Origin of the sequence: Tunturiibacter gelidiferens (assembly GCF_051013345.1) — a bacterium.
Taxonomy (GTDB): Bacteria; Acidobacteriota; Terriglobia; order Terriglobales; family Acidobacteriaceae; genus Edaphobacter; species Edaphobacter gelidiferens_A.
In genome coordinates, this window is record NZ_CP132939.1 from 1,572,505 (window position 1) to 1,588,050 (window position 15,546).

Annotated in this window: 14 protein-coding genes and 4 pseudogenes; 7 read left to right on the plus strand and 11 right to left on the minus strand. The window is 59.6% G+C overall.

Annotated features, from left to right (window positions below):
• Positions 1 to 39: 39 nt before the first annotated feature.
• Both RBB80_RS07740 and gatB read right to left on the minus strand, forming a co-directional pair.
• On the minus strand, positions 40 to 387 hold the full coding sequence (locus RBB80_RS07740) for a hypothetical protein (protein ID WP_433967619.1): 348 nt from the start codon (positions 385 to 387) through the stop codon (positions 40 to 42).
• Positions 387 to 1,882 (minus strand): annotated as a pseudogene (gene gatB, locus RBB80_RS07745) (Asp-tRNA(Asn)/Glu-tRNA(Gln) amidotransferase subunit GatB). Before gatB ends, RBB80_RS07740 begins: the two are co-directional and overlap by 1 nt.
• A 284-nt stretch (positions 1,883 to 2,166) precedes the next feature.
• Here gatB and RBB80_RS07750 point away from each other — a divergent pair.
• The 3 genes and pseudogenes from RBB80_RS07750 to RBB80_RS07760 all read left to right on the plus strand — a co-directional run.
• Positions 2,167 to 2,328: pseudogene (locus RBB80_RS07750) on the plus strand (metal-dependent hydrolase); the annotation flags it as partial.
• A 202-nt stretch (positions 2,329 to 2,530) separates the two neighbouring features.
• Positions 2,531 to 2,728 (plus strand): annotated as a pseudogene (locus RBB80_RS07755) (metal-dependent hydrolase); the annotation flags it as partial.
• 45 nt (positions 2,729 to 2,773) lie between these two features.
• The gene (locus RBB80_RS07760) at positions 2,774 to 3,238 is read left to right on the plus strand and encodes a hypothetical protein (RefSeq protein ID WP_433967620.1); all 465 of its coding nucleotides are present in this window, start codon (positions 2,774 to 2,776) and stop codon (positions 3,236 to 3,238) included.
• A 16-nt stretch (positions 3,239 to 3,254) separates the two neighbouring features.
• Here the strand turns inward: RBB80_RS07760 and RBB80_RS07765 are convergent, their stop codons facing one another.
• Positions 3,255 to 3,902 (minus strand): YqaA family protein, encoded by a 648-nt coding sequence (locus tag RBB80_RS07765; protein ID WP_433967621.1) that lies wholly within the window; start codon positions 3,900 to 3,902, stop codon positions 3,255 to 3,257.
• 15 nt (positions 3,903 to 3,917) lie between these two features.
• On the minus strand, positions 3,918 to 4,457 hold the full coding sequence (locus tag RBB80_RS07770) for a MogA/MoaB family molybdenum cofactor biosynthesis protein (protein WP_433967622.1): 540 nt from the start codon (positions 4,455 to 4,457) through the stop codon (positions 3,918 to 3,920).
• A gap of 180 nt (positions 4,458 to 4,637) precedes the next feature.
• Between RBB80_RS07770 and RBB80_RS07775 the strand changes: the two genes are divergently transcribed.
• On the plus strand, positions 4,638 to 5,738 hold the full coding sequence (locus RBB80_RS07775) for an energy transducer TonB (RefSeq protein ID WP_433967623.1): 1,101 nt from the start codon (positions 4,638 to 4,640) through the stop codon (positions 5,736 to 5,738).
• 1 nt (position 5,739) lies between these two features.
• Here the strand turns inward: RBB80_RS07775 and RBB80_RS07780 are convergent, their stop codons facing one another.
• A complete protein-coding gene (locus RBB80_RS07780; RefSeq protein ID WP_433967624.1) occupies positions 5,740 to 6,138 on the minus strand; it encodes a hypothetical protein in 399 nt (132 codons plus the stop codon).
• 381 nt (positions 6,139 to 6,519) lie between these two features.
• Here RBB80_RS07780 and miaA point away from each other — a divergent pair.
• Positions 6,520 to 7,508: pseudogene (miaA, locus tag RBB80_RS07785) on the plus strand (tRNA (adenosine(37)-N6)-dimethylallyltransferase MiaA).
• Positions 7,509 to 7,533: 25 nt separating this feature from the next.
• On the opposite strand, the gene RBB80_RS07790 reads toward miaA, so the two are convergent.
• The gene (locus RBB80_RS07790) at positions 7,534 to 8,463 is read right to left on the minus strand and encodes a hypothetical protein (protein WP_433967625.1); all 930 of its coding nucleotides are present in this window, start codon (positions 8,461 to 8,463) and stop codon (positions 7,534 to 7,536) included.
• Between the two features lie 133 nt (positions 8,464 to 8,596).
• Here RBB80_RS07790 and RBB80_RS07795 point away from each other — a divergent pair, with 133 nt between their 5' ends.
• Both RBB80_RS07795 and RBB80_RS07800 read left to right on the plus strand, forming a co-directional pair.
• Complete coding sequence (locus tag RBB80_RS07795; RefSeq protein WP_433967626.1) at positions 8,597 to 8,830, plus strand: hypothetical protein; 234 nt, start codon at positions 8,597 to 8,599, stop codon at positions 8,828 to 8,830.
• A gap of 44 nt (positions 8,831 to 8,874) precedes the next feature.
• Positions 8,875 to 9,816 carry an aminotransferase class I/II-fold pyridoxal phosphate-dependent enzyme gene (locus RBB80_RS07800; protein ID WP_433967627.1) on the plus strand — a complete coding sequence of 314 codons (942 nt, stop codon included), beginning with the start codon at positions 8,875 to 8,877 and terminating at the stop codon, positions 9,814 to 9,816.
• A 64-nt stretch (positions 9,817 to 9,880) separates the two neighbouring features.
• Here the strand turns inward: RBB80_RS07800 and RBB80_RS07805 are convergent, their stop codons facing one another.
• The 5 genes from RBB80_RS07805 to RBB80_RS07825 form a co-directional block, all read right to left on the minus strand.
• Positions 9,881 to 10,891, minus strand: a complete 1,011-nt coding sequence (locus RBB80_RS07805; protein ID WP_433967628.1) for a hypothetical protein — start codon at positions 10,889 to 10,891, stop codon at positions 9,881 to 9,883.
• A gap of 394 nt (positions 10,892 to 11,285) precedes the next feature.
• Positions 11,286 to 12,395 carry an alpha/beta hydrolase family protein gene (locus tag RBB80_RS07810; protein ID WP_433967629.1) on the minus strand — a complete coding sequence of 370 codons (1,110 nt, stop codon included), beginning with the start codon at positions 12,393 to 12,395 and terminating at the stop codon, positions 11,286 to 11,288.
• Positions 12,396 to 12,542: 147 nt separating this feature from the next.
• Entirely contained in the window at positions 12,543 to 13,004 is a 462-nt protein-coding gene (locus tag RBB80_RS07815) for a hypothetical protein (protein ID WP_433967630.1), read from the minus strand.
• 86 nt (positions 13,005 to 13,090) lie between these two features.
• The gene (locus RBB80_RS07820; RefSeq protein ID WP_433967631.1) at positions 13,091 to 14,401 is read right to left on the minus strand and encodes a dihydroorotase; all 1,311 of its coding nucleotides are present in this window, start codon (positions 14,399 to 14,401) and stop codon (positions 13,091 to 13,093) included.
• Positions 14,398 to 15,414 (minus strand): aspartate carbamoyltransferase catalytic subunit, encoded by a 1,017-nt coding sequence (locus tag RBB80_RS07825; protein WP_433967632.1) that lies wholly within the window; start codon positions 15,412 to 15,414, stop codon positions 14,398 to 14,400. Before RBB80_RS07825 ends, RBB80_RS07820 begins: the two co-directional genes overlap by 4 nt.
• Positions 15,415 to 15,546: the final 132 nt, after the last annotated feature.

A 15,546-nucleotide genomic window follows, 5' to 3' on the forward strand; every position in this document is an offset into this window, starting at 1 on the left:
GTGCGTGCGCAAGAACTTAATTCAACTCAAACTGGCAAGTCAAACTGAGGCTACGGAATCGCCGACCTGAATCGCCCGGCGCACCTCATCACGATACAAAACTTCAATCTGCATAATTCGATCATTGACGACATCAAGAATGATCATTCCACTCTCGGGTTCAAGTTCCACATTACGATGGCCTGGACCGTAGGCTCCCGCTGGCTTAGGCTCGACATAAAATGCACCGCAAAAATCCTCACCGCACTTGCAACGATCCACTATCGCCAGCGAAATTATCTGAGCGGCTAACTTCGGTTCGTTCCGCTTGTTTAGCAGTTCTTCAATCTCCTTCGCGAAGATTGGAAGAATTTCATTTAGTAGAGGGCGTGTATCGTAAGCGCACATTACCCCAACGCATCCAGCTTCTTCGTCACCAGCTCATTCAGAAGCGCAGGATTTGCCTGTCCCTTCGACAGCTTCATCACCTGTCCGACAAAGAACGCGGCCACAGTCTTCTTCCCCCGCGATACTGTTCCACCTGTTTCGCATTTGCAGCAATCACCTCATCGATCATCGCCTCGATCGCGCCCGTATCCGAGATCTGCTGCGGCTTCTCCCGCTCGTACACAACAGGAAAATCTTCATTCCTCTCAAACGCCATATCCAGCAGCTGCTTCAGCATCTTGCTCGACAGCTCACCCGACTCTGCCAGGTCCGCCGCCATCACCACACCCGCCATCGACACCGGCGACTGCTCCAACTCCAGCCCCGCCGCCCGCAGCCGCATCGTCAACTCGCTCGTCAGCAGCGATGCCACACGCCGTGGACTCTTCGCCTTCTTCGCCGCATCTTCAAACCTGTCCGCAAACTCACGCGTCGCCGTCAGCGTAGCCGCGTCCTGCGCCGAGATCTCATACTCCGCAATCATTCGCGCCCGCCGAGCCTCCGGCAGCTCCGGCATCATCTTCAAAATCTCCGCCTGCCACTCGGCTCCAACGACAAGCGGCGGCAAATCCGGCTCCGGAAAGTACCGGTAGTCATGCGCCTGCTCCTTACTCCGCATCGAGTAGGTCCGTCCCTCCGCGTTATTCCAAAGCCGCGACTCCTGCACCACCCGACCACCGTCTGCAATCACGCCAATCTGCCGTTCGATCTCGTACTCTACCGCCGCGCGAATGTACCGAAAGCTGTTGACGTTCTTCACCTCAGCCTTCGTACCATACTCCTTCGCCCCCTTCAGCATCACGCTGACGTTAGCATCACACCGCAGCGAGCCTTCTTCCATGTTGCAATCGCTCACGCCGGTATAGAGCAGAATCTCCTTCAACTTGGTCAGGTATTCAAACACCTCATCCGCCGTGCGCAGATCAGGCTCACTCACAATCTCCACCAGCGGCGTCCCACACCGGTTCAGATCGATGTACGTCTTCGACACAGAATCCGCAAACCCATCGTGAATGCTCTTTCCCGCATCCTCTTCCATGTGCAGGCGCGTCACACCGATCCGCTTCGTCACAGCCGCGCCACTCGCATCAAACGCCGGCACCTCAATCCATCCATGCTCCGCAATCGGCTTATCGAACTGCGAGATCTGGTATCCCTTGGGCGAATCCGGATAAAAATAGTTCTTCCGTGAAAAAATACTCGTCTCGCGAATCTCGCAGTTGATCGCCTTCGCTGCCAGCACGGCAAACTCCACGGCCCTGCGATTCAACACCGGCAACGCCCCCGGCAGCCCGAGGCAGGTCGGACAGCAATGCGTATTCGGCTCGCCACCGTATTTATTGACGCAGCCGCAAAATGCCTTCGAATTCGTCAAAAGTTGAACATGAACCTCCAGCCCGATCACAGGCTGGTACTTGGCAAGAACCTCGGGCGAAAGCGCAGTCAAGGTAGGCATGGTCTATTTCGATTCTACCAAGCATGTCCTGCCGGACGGGCCCACTGCGCGTGGAGCGGTCACTTCGTGACTCGTGTACCTTGTCGTGTCGAATGGAAGCAACGGTCCTTCCGTTGGTCGGAGGAAGATTGTGCCGACCAGCGGGAGGCCCCCATGCCTGTCATCCTGCCAAAACCGGTATACACGTCACGAAGTGACCGCTCCACGCGCAGTGGGCCCGTCCGGCAGGACATCGCCGCGAAACAAGCTACTATCGGAAGCAAATGGAACCCATCACCCACCTCATGACCGGCGCCGTCCTCGCCCGCTCCGGATTCAATCGCAAGGCCGCCTACGCCACCGCTACGATGACCCTCGCCGCCGAAGCTCCCGACCTCGACACCCTATGGGCCATTCGCGGTCCCATCGCAGCCTTCCAGCATCATCGCGGCTGGACCCACACCCTCCTCGGTCTGCCGTTCGAAGCTGCATTGATCCTAGGCGCCATCTGGCTCTTTCACCGCTGGCGCAGCCGACGCAACGAAGCCCAAAAACAACCCGACCCCGCCCTGCCTTTCGACCCCACGACGACCCCACTCCCCCCACCGCGCCCCCATCCGCTGGGGACTGCTCTACTGCTTTGCTCTCATCGCCCTGCTAAGCCACCTCCTGCTCGACTGGACCAACAACTATGGCCTCCGCCCCTTCTTTCCCTTCAACCCTCACTGGTACGCCGGCTCCATCGTCTTCATCTTCGAACCCGTCATCTTTCTCCTTCTGCTCCTGGCTCTTATCGCGCCCTCCCTCTTCGGGCTCGTCAACAGCGAAGTAGGCGCACGTAAACAAGCATTCCGCGGACGAGGCTGGGCCATCTTCGCCCTCGTCGCCATCGTCGCCCTCTGGACCCTGCGCTTGGTCGAACACGCAAAGGCCCTCCAACTCGCTCAATCCACCGACTACAACGGAGCACCCATCTCACGTGCCTTCGCCAGCCCCTACCCCATCAATCCTTTTCGTTGGCAGACCATCGCCGAGACTCCGCAGTTCTACCAGCTAGCCACAGTTGACACTCTCAACAGCGTCGTCACCACCAGCACTCAGGCCGACGTCATCTATAAGCCGCCCACCCGGCTCGCTACTCTAGTAGCCAAACGCAGCTGGCTCGGCGAAGCCTACCTCGACTGGTCGCAATATCCCGTAGTCACCGACATCGGCACTAACGAAGAAGGCCTCACCACCGTCACCTTCCGTGATCTGCGCTTCTACGACACACCGTTCCTAGCCGGCAGCGAAAAGCCCCCACTCTCCGGAACCGTCTATCTCAACGCCGACCGCCGCATCGTCCGCATGGAGATGGACGGCCACATCCAGCATTAGCTAATTTGAAAACGCGCTAATTCTCTTCCACCGGAAGCGTCGTTCCCCGCCGCCGGTCAAACACCTTCCGCAGAACATACACCAGCAGCAGGACAATCAGAATGCCGCTGAACCCCAGCACATACGTAAGGTGTTGATGTATCGCCCGCGTAATCGTATGCAGAATCGCAGGCCCATACGTAATCGTGATAATGGCCCAGATCAAAAATCGTATGAACTTCCCGAGACAGATCGCGCTGAAGAACCAAAGCATCTTCATCTCGAACACGCCCGCCGCAAACTCAAACAGCTTCACCGGCGTCGGCGGAGGCATCATCGCCGGAATCATGATCGCGAGAAACTCCTGCTTCTCAAACCGGTCCCGCATCTGCTCATACCGCTGCCGATTGATTCGCTTCAGCAGAAACAGTTCCCCGCCCGCGCGACCCAGGTAGTACGGCAACAGGCTGCCGATCGCAGAGCCCACCGCCGCCATAAAGCAATAAAGTAAAAATCGAGACTTATCGTGCACCACATAGTCGATCAGCAGCGCATCGATCGGCACAGGAATCGCCGCCGAGTCGATCACCGCCAGCGCGCCGATGCCCCACACGCCAAGCGGCTTCAGTGCCGCAAGCATCACGACATTCAATTTATGTAGAAGGGCAACGGGAGAGATCTTCACGGGGTTCTTCTCATTCTAATTGCCGTCAGCCCTTCCATGCTGATCGCTTTCTGGGGATGCATGATGAGCCGTCCGCCCCGCCAGCAGGTCCAGCGCATGGGGCAACACCGGCAGAATCGATGCGAGCGAACTCCTCGCGCCCGACGGACTTCCCGGCAGATTCACAATCAGCGCATCTCCCAGCGTCCCGCAAACTGCACGGCTCAACGCTGCCAGCGGCGTCTGCAGCAGCCCGTCGGCTCTCATGCGCTCCGATAACCCATCGACCAGCCGCTCACAGACCATCCTCGTAGCTTCAGGCGTCACATCGCGTTTCGCCAGCCCCGTCCCCCCGGTCGTCACAATCAGGTCTACAACTTTCGCGTTACGTCTCAACGCCTCGGCAATCTGATCGACCTCATCCGGCAGCATCTCGCTCAACACCTGCCCCACCCCGGCATCTTCGAGCAGCTCGCACACCGCGGGTCCCGAGAGATCCATCTGTTCCCCACGGGAACAGCGATCGCTGATCGTCAGCACTACGGCACGAACATCAGGCGCAAATCTTAGAGTCACCCTCCTAGTCTACGGTTTCACCTGTCTGTTCGAAAGTTCCCGCGAACGCTTCTTTTCCCAATCCATGCAGTAAAGATGAGAAAATAAAGAGGACTATGCAACCCGGTGCATCCTGCCGGAATATCACGATCGCTCCCGCACGAAACTTTCGCCTCCCGCAGCCGTCAGAACACAGAGCCCATGCCTTCACTCGAGACCCCGCCCAAATCCGCACCACCCAACCAGACCCCAAAGGTGCGCACAGGCCGCTACGGCGAACTCGAAGAGCACGAACTCATTCACCTGCTCGACTCCCTCGATGACGAGCGCTCCAAGGCCCGTTTCCGCGAGTCCATCTACATCTCCATCATCATCTACCTGGCCATCGGCTGGTTCCTCTTCTATGGTCCGCGCGTCCTCTTCCATCAGCCCCGCCTCATCAGCCCCGCCCAGGTGCTCAAAGAGCGTGACCAGCTAACCCGCCTCGAAGACCCGACGAATCTCTCCAAAATCGCACCCAAAATCCCGAAGGCGCACCCGGCACAACCAGTCGTCGACGAGAAGATGTTGAAGCAGCTGCAGGCAATGCGCAAGGCAGCCCCGCCAACGCCCTCCGCTCCGGCCGCGCCCACTCCCGCGCCACCCGTCACCCAGCCCGCTCCTTCACAACAGGCGACGCCGCTACCCCCAGCCCCACAGCCTCAGCCTACCCAACAGCCGGCCCAGCAGGCTCTCGTAGAAGCACCAAAACCAGTCCCAACCCGGCCAAACTTCGGCAACCCCAACCAGACCGCCGGTGACGCCATTCGGCAGGCCGCACAGAGCGCCTCCCGCGACCACGGCAGCGCTGGCGACTACAGCGGCGGCCAATCCAGCGGACGCTCAGGCATGGGCACCGGAGCCGATATCCTCTCCGACACGCAAGGCGTCGACTTCGGCCCCTACATCCGCCGCATCCTCGGTGACATCAAGCGCAACTGGATCCCGCTCATCCCCGAAGAGGCCCGCCCGCCCCTCAACAAACAGGGCGAGACCCTCATCCGCTTCACCATCCTCCCCGACGGCCGCATCGCCGCCATGAACCTCGACGGCTCCAGCCAGGATCAGGCGATCGACCGCGCCTGTTGGGGCGGCATCACCGGCGTAGGCCAATTCCCCCGCTCCCCGCAAACTTCCACGGCCCCAACCTCGAACTCCGCATCGACTTCCTCACCAACAAGCCCCTCCCGTAACCGGATCTATTACGCAAGAACGCACCAGACCACTCAAAATCATCTATCGGGTGAGATCGATTGCCGCTGACTCAGCGCACGTAAGAAAAAGTGCCGCATAGGTCCGTTGAATTTCCGATCTCAGTCAACGTGAAGACGGGCATTTTTGGTCCCGAGAAAAATGCAATCTTCAAAGAGCGCCCGACAACATACGTGGCCATCCATTGCACATCCTCAGTACCGCACAAAGTATTCTTATGCAGGAACTTCTTCGCGGCCGGGATGTTCAGTCTGTAGAGGTTGCCACTCCCGCCTCCACTACTATCTGCATCGAACACAGCACTCACCTCGCCCGGCTCAAGAGAACGTATCTGAGCAATCACAAAGCCGGTAAAGTTGATCGACATCTTCTCGCCGGAGAAGCCGATATCGCCCGTAATGGACTGTGCCGTAGAACTTTCCGCACGCCAGTACCCTTTTTCCTGTGCCACCGCAAAATACAGCAGGCCAGCGCCGATCCGACAATTGCACCGACCATCTTCTTCCGCATCATCTTTCAAGGATCACACTCAAGCTGCCGTTTGAGCAACTGCAGCCCGCACCCCGGTGGCAAGTGCCCTAGTGATGCGATCTCATCGCAGGGGTGGCCATCGATGCTGAGGCAGCGACCCGCTCTGCTCAAAGCGGCTCACTCCAAACACAATCGGCCATCATCTATCATCGGAAAAGACGGCCACCACGATCGCAACTCCACTCCAACACGAACGCCGCCGCCAGATTCGCGGCCTCCTCACGCTGGCCGCCCTTATCCTCCTCTTCAGCGTCCTCCGCGCCGGCGTCCACCAGCTTTTCCACACTGGCTGGTGGCGCCTATGGTGAGCGCGCCGGAACAACCCCTCATCCTTCTCGCCGGCCCGACCGCCAGCGGCAAGACTTCGCTCGCCATTTATCTCGCCCGACAGTTCAACGGCGAGATTATCAGCTGCGACTCGGTAGCCGTCTATCGCGAGATGGAGATCGGCACCGCCAAGCCGACCCATGAAGAGCGCGCCCTCGTCCCTCACCACATGATCGACATTGCCTGGCCAGACGAACCCTGCACCGCAGGCGACTACAGCCGTCAGGCCCGTGAAGCCCTCGCCGGCATCACCGAACGCGGCCACCTCCCCATCGTCGCCGGGGGCACCGGCCTCTATCTCCGAGCCCTCACTGACGGCCTCTTCCCATCACCTCCACAAAAATCCGGCCAGCGCGAACGGCTCCGCAACATCGCTGCCACCCGCGGCCCCGAATATCTCCACCGCCTCCTCACCCGGCTTGACCCGGCCGCAGCAGCGGCCATCCACGCCAACGACATCCCCAAAGTCGTACGCGCCATCGAGGTCTCTCTCGCAGCCGGCCAAACCCTCAACTCCACCAAACGCACTCCCATGACCGAACAATGGCAGCAAGGCCGCGATGCCCTCACCGGTTACCGCATCCTGCGCCTCGGACTCAACCCCGCACGCCCCTCCTGTACGAACGCATCAACCAGCGCGCCGCCGCCATGTTCGACCGCGGCCTGGTCGAGGAGGCCGAGCGTCTCATAGCTCGCTACGGCGAAGCCTGCCGCCCTCTCACCTCGCTCGGCTACGCCGAGGCCTCTGCCGTCCTCCGCAACGAACTCACCCGCGAGCAAGCCGTCGCCCAAGCCCAGCAAGGTCATCGCAACTACGCCAAACGCCAGCTCACCTGGTTTCGCCGCGAACCCGACATGCACTGGCTCCCGGGCAGTGGCGGCGACACCGACATCGCAGACCAGGCCCACCACCTCGTCTCAAAACATCTTCACGAACAAGAAAAAGCCCACCCGCAAGGATGAGCTTTCCTCTCAGCATACTTCGCAATCAAGAAGGACGAATCACCAGATCATCCGCCAGCTTGAACCGCACAATCGACTCAGCCGGAATCTCAATATCCCTATTCCCAGTCAAACCGCTGATCAGTGTTCCTCCCCCGCCTCCAACCAGCCCTCCGACCAGCAGCCCAACGCCGCCCGTAGCTATACCTCCAATCAGCATCCCGGCTCCGGCACCGCCGCCAATAATCGCCGCCGACCTCTTACCTTTTCCCTTCTTCGTCTGCGTCAGATCAGACGTATCCAGCGCATATCGCGACCCGTTCAACGTCAGATACGTCAGCCGCAGCTCCAGAATCGAAGATCCTTTGAAGTGTCCCCGTCGATGCGAAGCAACCACCACTCCGCTGACCGGCGCGCCCCTCGGAATCACCACACGATCGCCCCGCCCAACCACCGGCTCCTCCACCTCTCCCGTGAATCGGTCTCCGGCATGGCTGGTCTTCACACTGATGTGCTGATTGATCCGAATCGTCAGGTTGGTCCCCGCAGCAATATTGACGTCAGCCGGTCGCACAATCGGCGGAGCCCCAGGTGCAGGCGCCACCACCGGTTGTCCCGAAGCATCCACCTGCCCCGGGGCCACCGCCTGTCCAGTTGCAGCCTGATCAGAAGTTACAGGTTCGGGGGCCCCAGGCGCGGTTGCAGGCGTATTCGCCGCTACCGGTGCCGCTGGCACAGGTGGGGTCGTGGTCGTCGTAACAGCCTGCGTCGCCTGTCCCGGCGCTGGCGGTTGCACCGTCGTTGTAGTCACATTACCGTTGCCATCGGTCGAAGTCACCGTTTGCGCCTGTCCCGTAGCTGCGGCCTGTTTCTTGGCCTGATCAATCGCAGCGTCCTGCTTCGACTTGCATCCAGCCATCATTACCAACGCCAGCATCATCGCGCCAACGGTCTTGCTCGAATATTGAAAGTTCATCGTGCCATCCTCGTTCTTAGTTCGGAAATGAGTTTCAGCGAACAAAAGTCACCGATCGCAAATCCGGTCACCTCCTAAGATGCTCATTCCGCACCAGAGACCGCCCAGCCACAAAAGGTTTAAGATAAATTTCATGACCACCGCAGCCGCCAAACGCCCTCAGCTTGCCCATCTCACCGCCCAGCTCAACGACCTCCGCGAGCGAGGCACCTTCTTCAAGCTGCGCATACTCGACGACCAGCAGGCTCCCGTCTGCACCTACGACGGCAAGCACGTCATCAATCTCGCCTCCAACAACTACCTCGGCCTCTGCAACGATCCCCGCCTCGAAGAAGCCGCCATCGCCGCCACAAAAAATACGGCGTAGGCTCCGGCGCCGTCCGCACCATCGCCGGCACCATGCACATCCACATGGAGCTCGAAGAAAAGATCGCTGCCTTCAAAGGTGTCGAAGCCTGCGTCGTCTTCCAGTCAGGCTTCGCCGCCAACGCCGGCACCGTCTCCAGCATCCTCGGTAAAGAAGACTTCATCCTCTCCGACGAACTCAACCACGCCAGCATCATCGACGGCGCACGCCTCTCTCGCGCAAAGATCAAAGTCTTCCGCCACAAGGACATCGCCCACGCCGAGCAACTCCTCCAGGAAGTTCAGAACGAGCCCGGCCGCAAGCTCCTCATCACCGACGGCGTCTTCTCCATGGACGGCGACATCGGCCCCGTCGACAAACTCGCCGACCTCTGCGAAAAGTACGGCGCCATCATGATGGTCGACGACGCCCACGCCTCCGGCGTCCTCGGTCGCAACGGCCGCGGCTCCGTCGATCACTTTCACGCCACCGACAAAGTCGACGTGCAGGTCGGCACGTTATCAAAAGCAATCGGAGCCCTCGGCGGCTACGTCTGCGGCAGCCGCGACCTCATCGATTACCTCTACCATCGCGCCCGCCCCTTCCTCTTCTCCACCTCGCACCCGCCATCGGTCGCCGCCACCTGCATCGCTGCCTTCGACATCCTCGAAAACGAGCCCGACCGCATCGAACGACTCTGGGCCAACACCGCCTACTTCAAACAGCAACTCACCAACGCCGGCTTCGACGTCGGCGGCAACACAACTCCCAAAAGCGAAACCCCAATCACCCCGATCATCATCGGCGACGGCCGCCGCACCATGGACTTCTCCCGCGCCCTCTTTGACGCCGGAGTCATGGCCACCGGCATCGCCTTCCCCACCGTCCCCGAGGGCAAAGCCCGCATCCGCACCATCATGACCAGCGAACACACACGCGAGCAGATCGATCGAGCCCTCGAAACCTTCACCTCGGTCGCAAAGAAGACGGGTATCCTTCAAGCCTGAAGATGCAGGATCAAATCTCACCCCGCTCAATCCCCGACAGAGACTTGCGACGCGCGAAAGGTTTCTAGGGAGCGGGGTGAGAGGTGTGGCTCCTCGGTGCGGAGGGTTGGGTCACAACAACATCCGGCGGAAGAAGACGACTCTTCTGAAAATGCCTGATGACGTCCGGGCCAAACTCAATCAGAAGAGCGCCGAAGATGCCCTCGGCGGTCACCAGAAAACCTTGCTCGATCGTCAACCCGAATCCCCGATCATCTTTCGGATAGTAGAGATTCGAGATGCCGCCCGCCGCCAGGTTCCCTAACAGGTTCGAGAAGTTCGGCTGCCAATTTCCGTTATCGCCCTTACATCGAATCGTGGTGCTCACCGCATATAAGAGCCGCTTCTTGACCGGTCCCGTTCCCATCCGGAAATAGCGGGCGTCCTGGTGGAGCAGCACGGGAAAAACTCCGTTGCCAAGAATGGTTCCGTTAAACTGGTCGGTGAATGCCGCGCCGAAACGCTTGCCATAAGCCCCCCAACCCTGCTGATAGCCCTCTTTCATGTACTGCACTGGATTTGTGCCAGGAATCGGGTCGGAGCTGGAGTGCGAGTTTTGCGCCTGTCCGATCGCCGACGTAAACAACGCCAGCCCAACCTGGTAGGGATCAATCGCACTCCGGAAAGACGCCCGCATCTTTTGTCCCGGAGTAAGAGGAAGGTTGTTGCCATCGAGCACAGCGTTGAAGTTTGGCACGACGACACCGATTCGCTGGTGAAGTTCCTTCTGGAGCTCCTCTTCCGAAGCGCTCTTCTTCTCCCCATCCGTCATTGGCTTCTTCGTGGTATCCGCCTGCCCAGGCGAGGTCGGCTGCTCCGGGGTGGTCTGAGCTTGCGCCGTCTGCTCGTCATCCAGAATCGAAGAGCTATATCCCGCCGTGTTGTTTGCGATCTCCACCGGCGCTTGCGGCACAGGCGCGTCAGGTAGCGTCGCTTCGGTCGGAACGGCACTCTGCGAGAACAGCGCCGGAGCTGCGATGACCAGGAATGTCACATTGAGGACGAAAAGCACAAGACGGCGGGAAGAAGCAGTCACGTTAAGAGTCTACCTGATGGGTATTGCAACAATCCGCGCCTCCAAACCTGTGCGGCGATGCTTTCTGTATAAAATTCATTGCATTCTCTCGCCGATTGCTTTTGCTGCGGAAAGAGCTAAGACAGGAATCAAAGCTGTCGGACACCTCTCCTGTCATCTGTCTGAGAACTGTGGTTATTGATACAGACGAGCTGAAAGTCTTCCCGCCTACAGCCGAGGAAGGAAATATGCGCGCTGCGGCGGAACGCTTCGCTGCTTTATCAGTTAATTTGAACCCTTGCCTCAAGTCCCCTGATCTCAGCTCTCTAACCAGCCTATCGACGGCCTCCACTTCTTCTGCAAAGAGTACCGCGCAGCGCAGTCGAACAGAAAAGAATCTAATCTTCCATTTCTCTTACTTCAGATTCCTATCAAAAAACTTCACCGCCATCTCCGACACGGTCCCATGCACCTTCTCGCGATCCACTCCCGCAGCATCTCCGCAAAACACGCCAAGCTTCGCCCTCCCCACATCGGTACAGGCGTCTAAAAACGTGTAATGCGCCACACCACCAGGCAACACCGCCAGATGCGCGTTCGGTATCAACGCCAGAAATCTCCCCGCGTTGGTCGCCACAGGAGCAATCTGATCGGCCGCTCCCACGACCATCGCCACCGGAATCGTCACGTCTCGAAAACCATCCGCGTCGAACGCCTGTCCAACCGCCGGCGCTATCGCAAACACCGCCCGAACCCGCGGATCACGGTAGCTCGCACCTCCACGCGCCATCGACTCCGCGCTGCTCGCCCTTACCTTCTTCAGCATCTGTTCCGGATCGCCCATGCCCTTCATCTCCGGCACCACGCACTTGTGTAACGTAGGATCGGTCTCGCACGCTTTGAGAAATCGCTCCTGATCCGTACGCGCACCCGCCAGTTCCAGCACCGTATAGCCGCCAATCGAAAACCCCGCCGCGCCAATCCGTGCTTCGTCGACATGTGGTCCAAACGTCGGATCCAGCAGCAGCGCATCCAGCGCATCACTGATGTCGGTCGCCCGCTCCCACCACAACACAAACCCCTCCGCCGTATAAGGCTCCAACGCGTTATTCCCCGGATGATTCAACCCCACTGCAATATATCCATGACGCGCCAGCACCGTGCCGAGCCACGCCAGCTGCATCGCCGAGCCACCCGTGCCATGCGACAGCATCACCACCGGAAACTTCGCTGGCGCACTCGCAATCGGAGCATCCACAGCCGCGCCACCCGCAAGAAACAGCGGCCCATCCGGCGGTCCAATTACCTGCGGCTCTTCATACACCTTTCCATCAGCATTCACCGGATACCAGATCGTCGTCACCAGCGCCTCAGTCTTCGCGCGCCGCCAGTTCCGGACATGCGCTGGCGTGAACACCCGCGAACTCGCGCCCACCTCGTAGGTCGTCGCAGCAAAACCGGCCCGCACCCCCACGATCACCGTCAACACAACCGCTAGCGCCGCCGCCGAACGCAAAACTCTCATGCGTCACTATACGAAACCGCCTTCCATTGGTTCCGATCCCCTTGCACTTTCCTATACATAGCGATGTCTCTTCGCTCACACGCAACAGCGCAGTAGAAAAATACTCTATCCGCAACACCCCGCGTCCGTCTGGTTTTAGCATTCGCCCTATGTTTGGCGAAAACGTAGGATCAGCGCCAAGCAAAAAGTCACTGAAAACAAGATGTGAATCCCTATGTGGAACACATTGGGACGGGGATTGTCGCCACGAGCAGGAAGGATGTGGCGAGTCCCCGCGTACATTTTCATGTATTCACTTCTCTCTTTTACGGGTGCTCCGCGCCAGTAAGGAACGTACCACATTCCAACAGCAGACAAGAGCGCGACAGCACAATAGATGACCCAGTAGGTAGGAACGAAGTTCGGTTTAGGCCGATTCCAGAAATAGAGAGCAAACCCCACGGCGATCCCCGGGAAGACAGAGTTTGCAAGCGTCGCAAGCAAAACCTTTCGCCTTCCTACCACAGCCTGCACTTGAGACCCGTGCACCCAGCCAGGAATGTCAACTAAGTCATGCGACACAATAATCGCGAATTGAACAACGATCAAACATGTAAAAGCCGCGAACATATGTCTCCTGTCCCGCGGCAGCCTAACAACACGCGAGGGATCACCAGAATCATAAAGTAACTAACAAAAAATGCCGTGAAGACTTCTTATCTATCCACTCTGAACACAACCCGCCCTTCGCTGATCGTAGCCGCAACCCGACCAAGCATGGGCGCGCCGTCAAAAGGCGTATTCCGCGACTTCGAACGACTCTTCCCCGCCTCAAAACTCCACTCCGCCGCCGGATCGAACACCACCACATCCGCAAAGCTATCAACTCTAAGCGTCCCACGCCCATCGAGCGAGACAATCCCAGCCGGTTGCGCGCTCATCAACTCGATCACCCGCGAGATCGGCATCCCATTGCCTTTATGCAGCACCCGCAACGCCAACCCCAGCGCAGTCTCAAGCCCGGTAATCCCATTCGGAGCCCGCTCAAACTCCTGCTCCTTCTCAAACAGCGCATGCGGAGCATGATCGGTCGCAATGCAATCCACCGTGCCATCCATCAGCCCGGCGATCATCGCCAAACGATCCGCATCATTCCGCAGCGGCGGATTCATCTTCGCATTCGTGTCATACTCACCCACCGCGTCGTCCGTTAACGTGAAGTGATGCGGCGCTACCTCGCACGTCACATGCAGCCCCGCCCGCTTAGCCTGCCGAATCGCCTCCATCGCCTTCGCCGTCGACACATGCTGCACATGCAGATGCGGCCGCAGCCCATCATGCTGCTCAATATCCCGCAGCAGACGAATATCCCGCTCCACAATCTTCGACTCCGCCTCCACCGTCATCCCGCGCAACCCAAGCCGAAACGCCACCGGCCCGGCATTCATGCTGCATCCGCCCGTCAGCCGCGTATCCTCCGCATGCTGCGACACCGGCACCCCAATCCCCGCAGCCGCCACCAGAGCCGCGCGCATCACCCGATCGTGCAGCACCGGCTTTCCGTCATCGGTAAAGCCAACCGCCCCTGCTCGCCGCAGCTGGTGAAAGTCCGTGATCTCCTCGCCCAAACTTCCAAACGTCGCCGCCGGCATCGCAAACAGCTTCACCACCGCGCCACGTGCCGCGTCCAGCATCCACTCCAGCCTCCCAACCGAATCGTTCACCGGCACGGTATTCGGCATCGCCACTACGCTCGTGAATCCACCCGCCGCCGCCGCCGCCGTTCCCGTCTTGATCGACTCCTTATAAGTCTGCCCTGGCTCCCGCAGATGCACATGCACATCCACCAGCCCCGGCGCGACGATCATTCCCTTGGCATCAATCGTCTCGTTGACCTTCGCCGCCCGCAGCGCCCCCGGCATCTCCACCGCAGCCACCCGACCATGCCGCAGCAGCAAATCCCGTTCCGCATCCACACCGCTCGCCGGATCCACCAGCCGTCCATTCAAAATCAATAGGTCACTCATACCGTTACACTCTCGAATCCACCCACACCCAACGCCCTCACCAGCAAAGCCGTCCGCACCGCCAGCCCATGGCGCACCTGATCTTCAATCGCCGAGTTCGGCCCATCCGCCACCTCGCCCGCGATCTCCAGCCCCCGAATCATGGGCCCCGGATGCATCACCAAAGCCTCCGGCGCCCGTGCCCCAAGCCGTTCCTCATCCAACTGATACCGCGAAGTGTAATCTCCCAGATCCAACTCCAATCCTGCCAGCCGCTCCCGCTGAATCCGCAGCATCATCACAACCGCCTTGCCCTCAGTACCAGCCTGTTTCAAAGCTTTATCGAAGTCCCGCTCAATCTCCACCGTACCGCTGCTATCAGCAACTCCCAACCCCAGCGCATCCTCCGGCAGCAACTCCTTCGGCCCGCACAGCACCACCCTCGCCCCCAGCCTCGGCAGCAGCATCGCATTCGACCGCGCCACCCGGCTATGCAGAATATCCCCCGTAATCACCACCGTAACGCCCTCAAGCGTCTTCGCATTCACCAACCGCCCATCGATCCCCGGCAATCGCGCCAACATCGTCCGCAGATCCAGCAGCGCCTGAGACGGATGCTCATGCATCCCATCCCCCGCGTTCAACACCGGCAATCCAGTAGACTTCGCCAGCAGATACGGCGCCCCCGAGTTCGCATGCCGCAGCACAATGCACTCCGCCCCCAGCGCCCGCAGCGTCAGCCCCGTGTCCTTCAGGCTCTCGCCCTTCTCAATCGACGATGACTTATCGCTCACCAGCGTCGTCATCGCCCCCAGCGACTTCGCCGCCAGTTCAAACGAAGTCCTGGTCCGCGTACTCGACTCATAAAACAGCAGCGCAATCCGCCGCCCTGCAAGTATCTTCGCTCTCTCCGCCGCAGCCATCCGTTCCAGCCGGTCCGTCGCCGCCAGAATCGCAGCAACCTCCTCCACCGAAAGGCTCGCAACCGTCAGCAAAGAACCAGCCGCAACCGTGCGCGTCTCTAATATTGTCATCGAATTTATCTTAGAGCCTGGAGCGAATCTCTGTCCTGCCGGACGGGCCTCCTGCGCGGAGTGCGGTCACTTCGTGACACGTATACCGGTCGGGGCAGGAGAATCTTCTTAGGTCCTCGCGTTGCTCGCAAA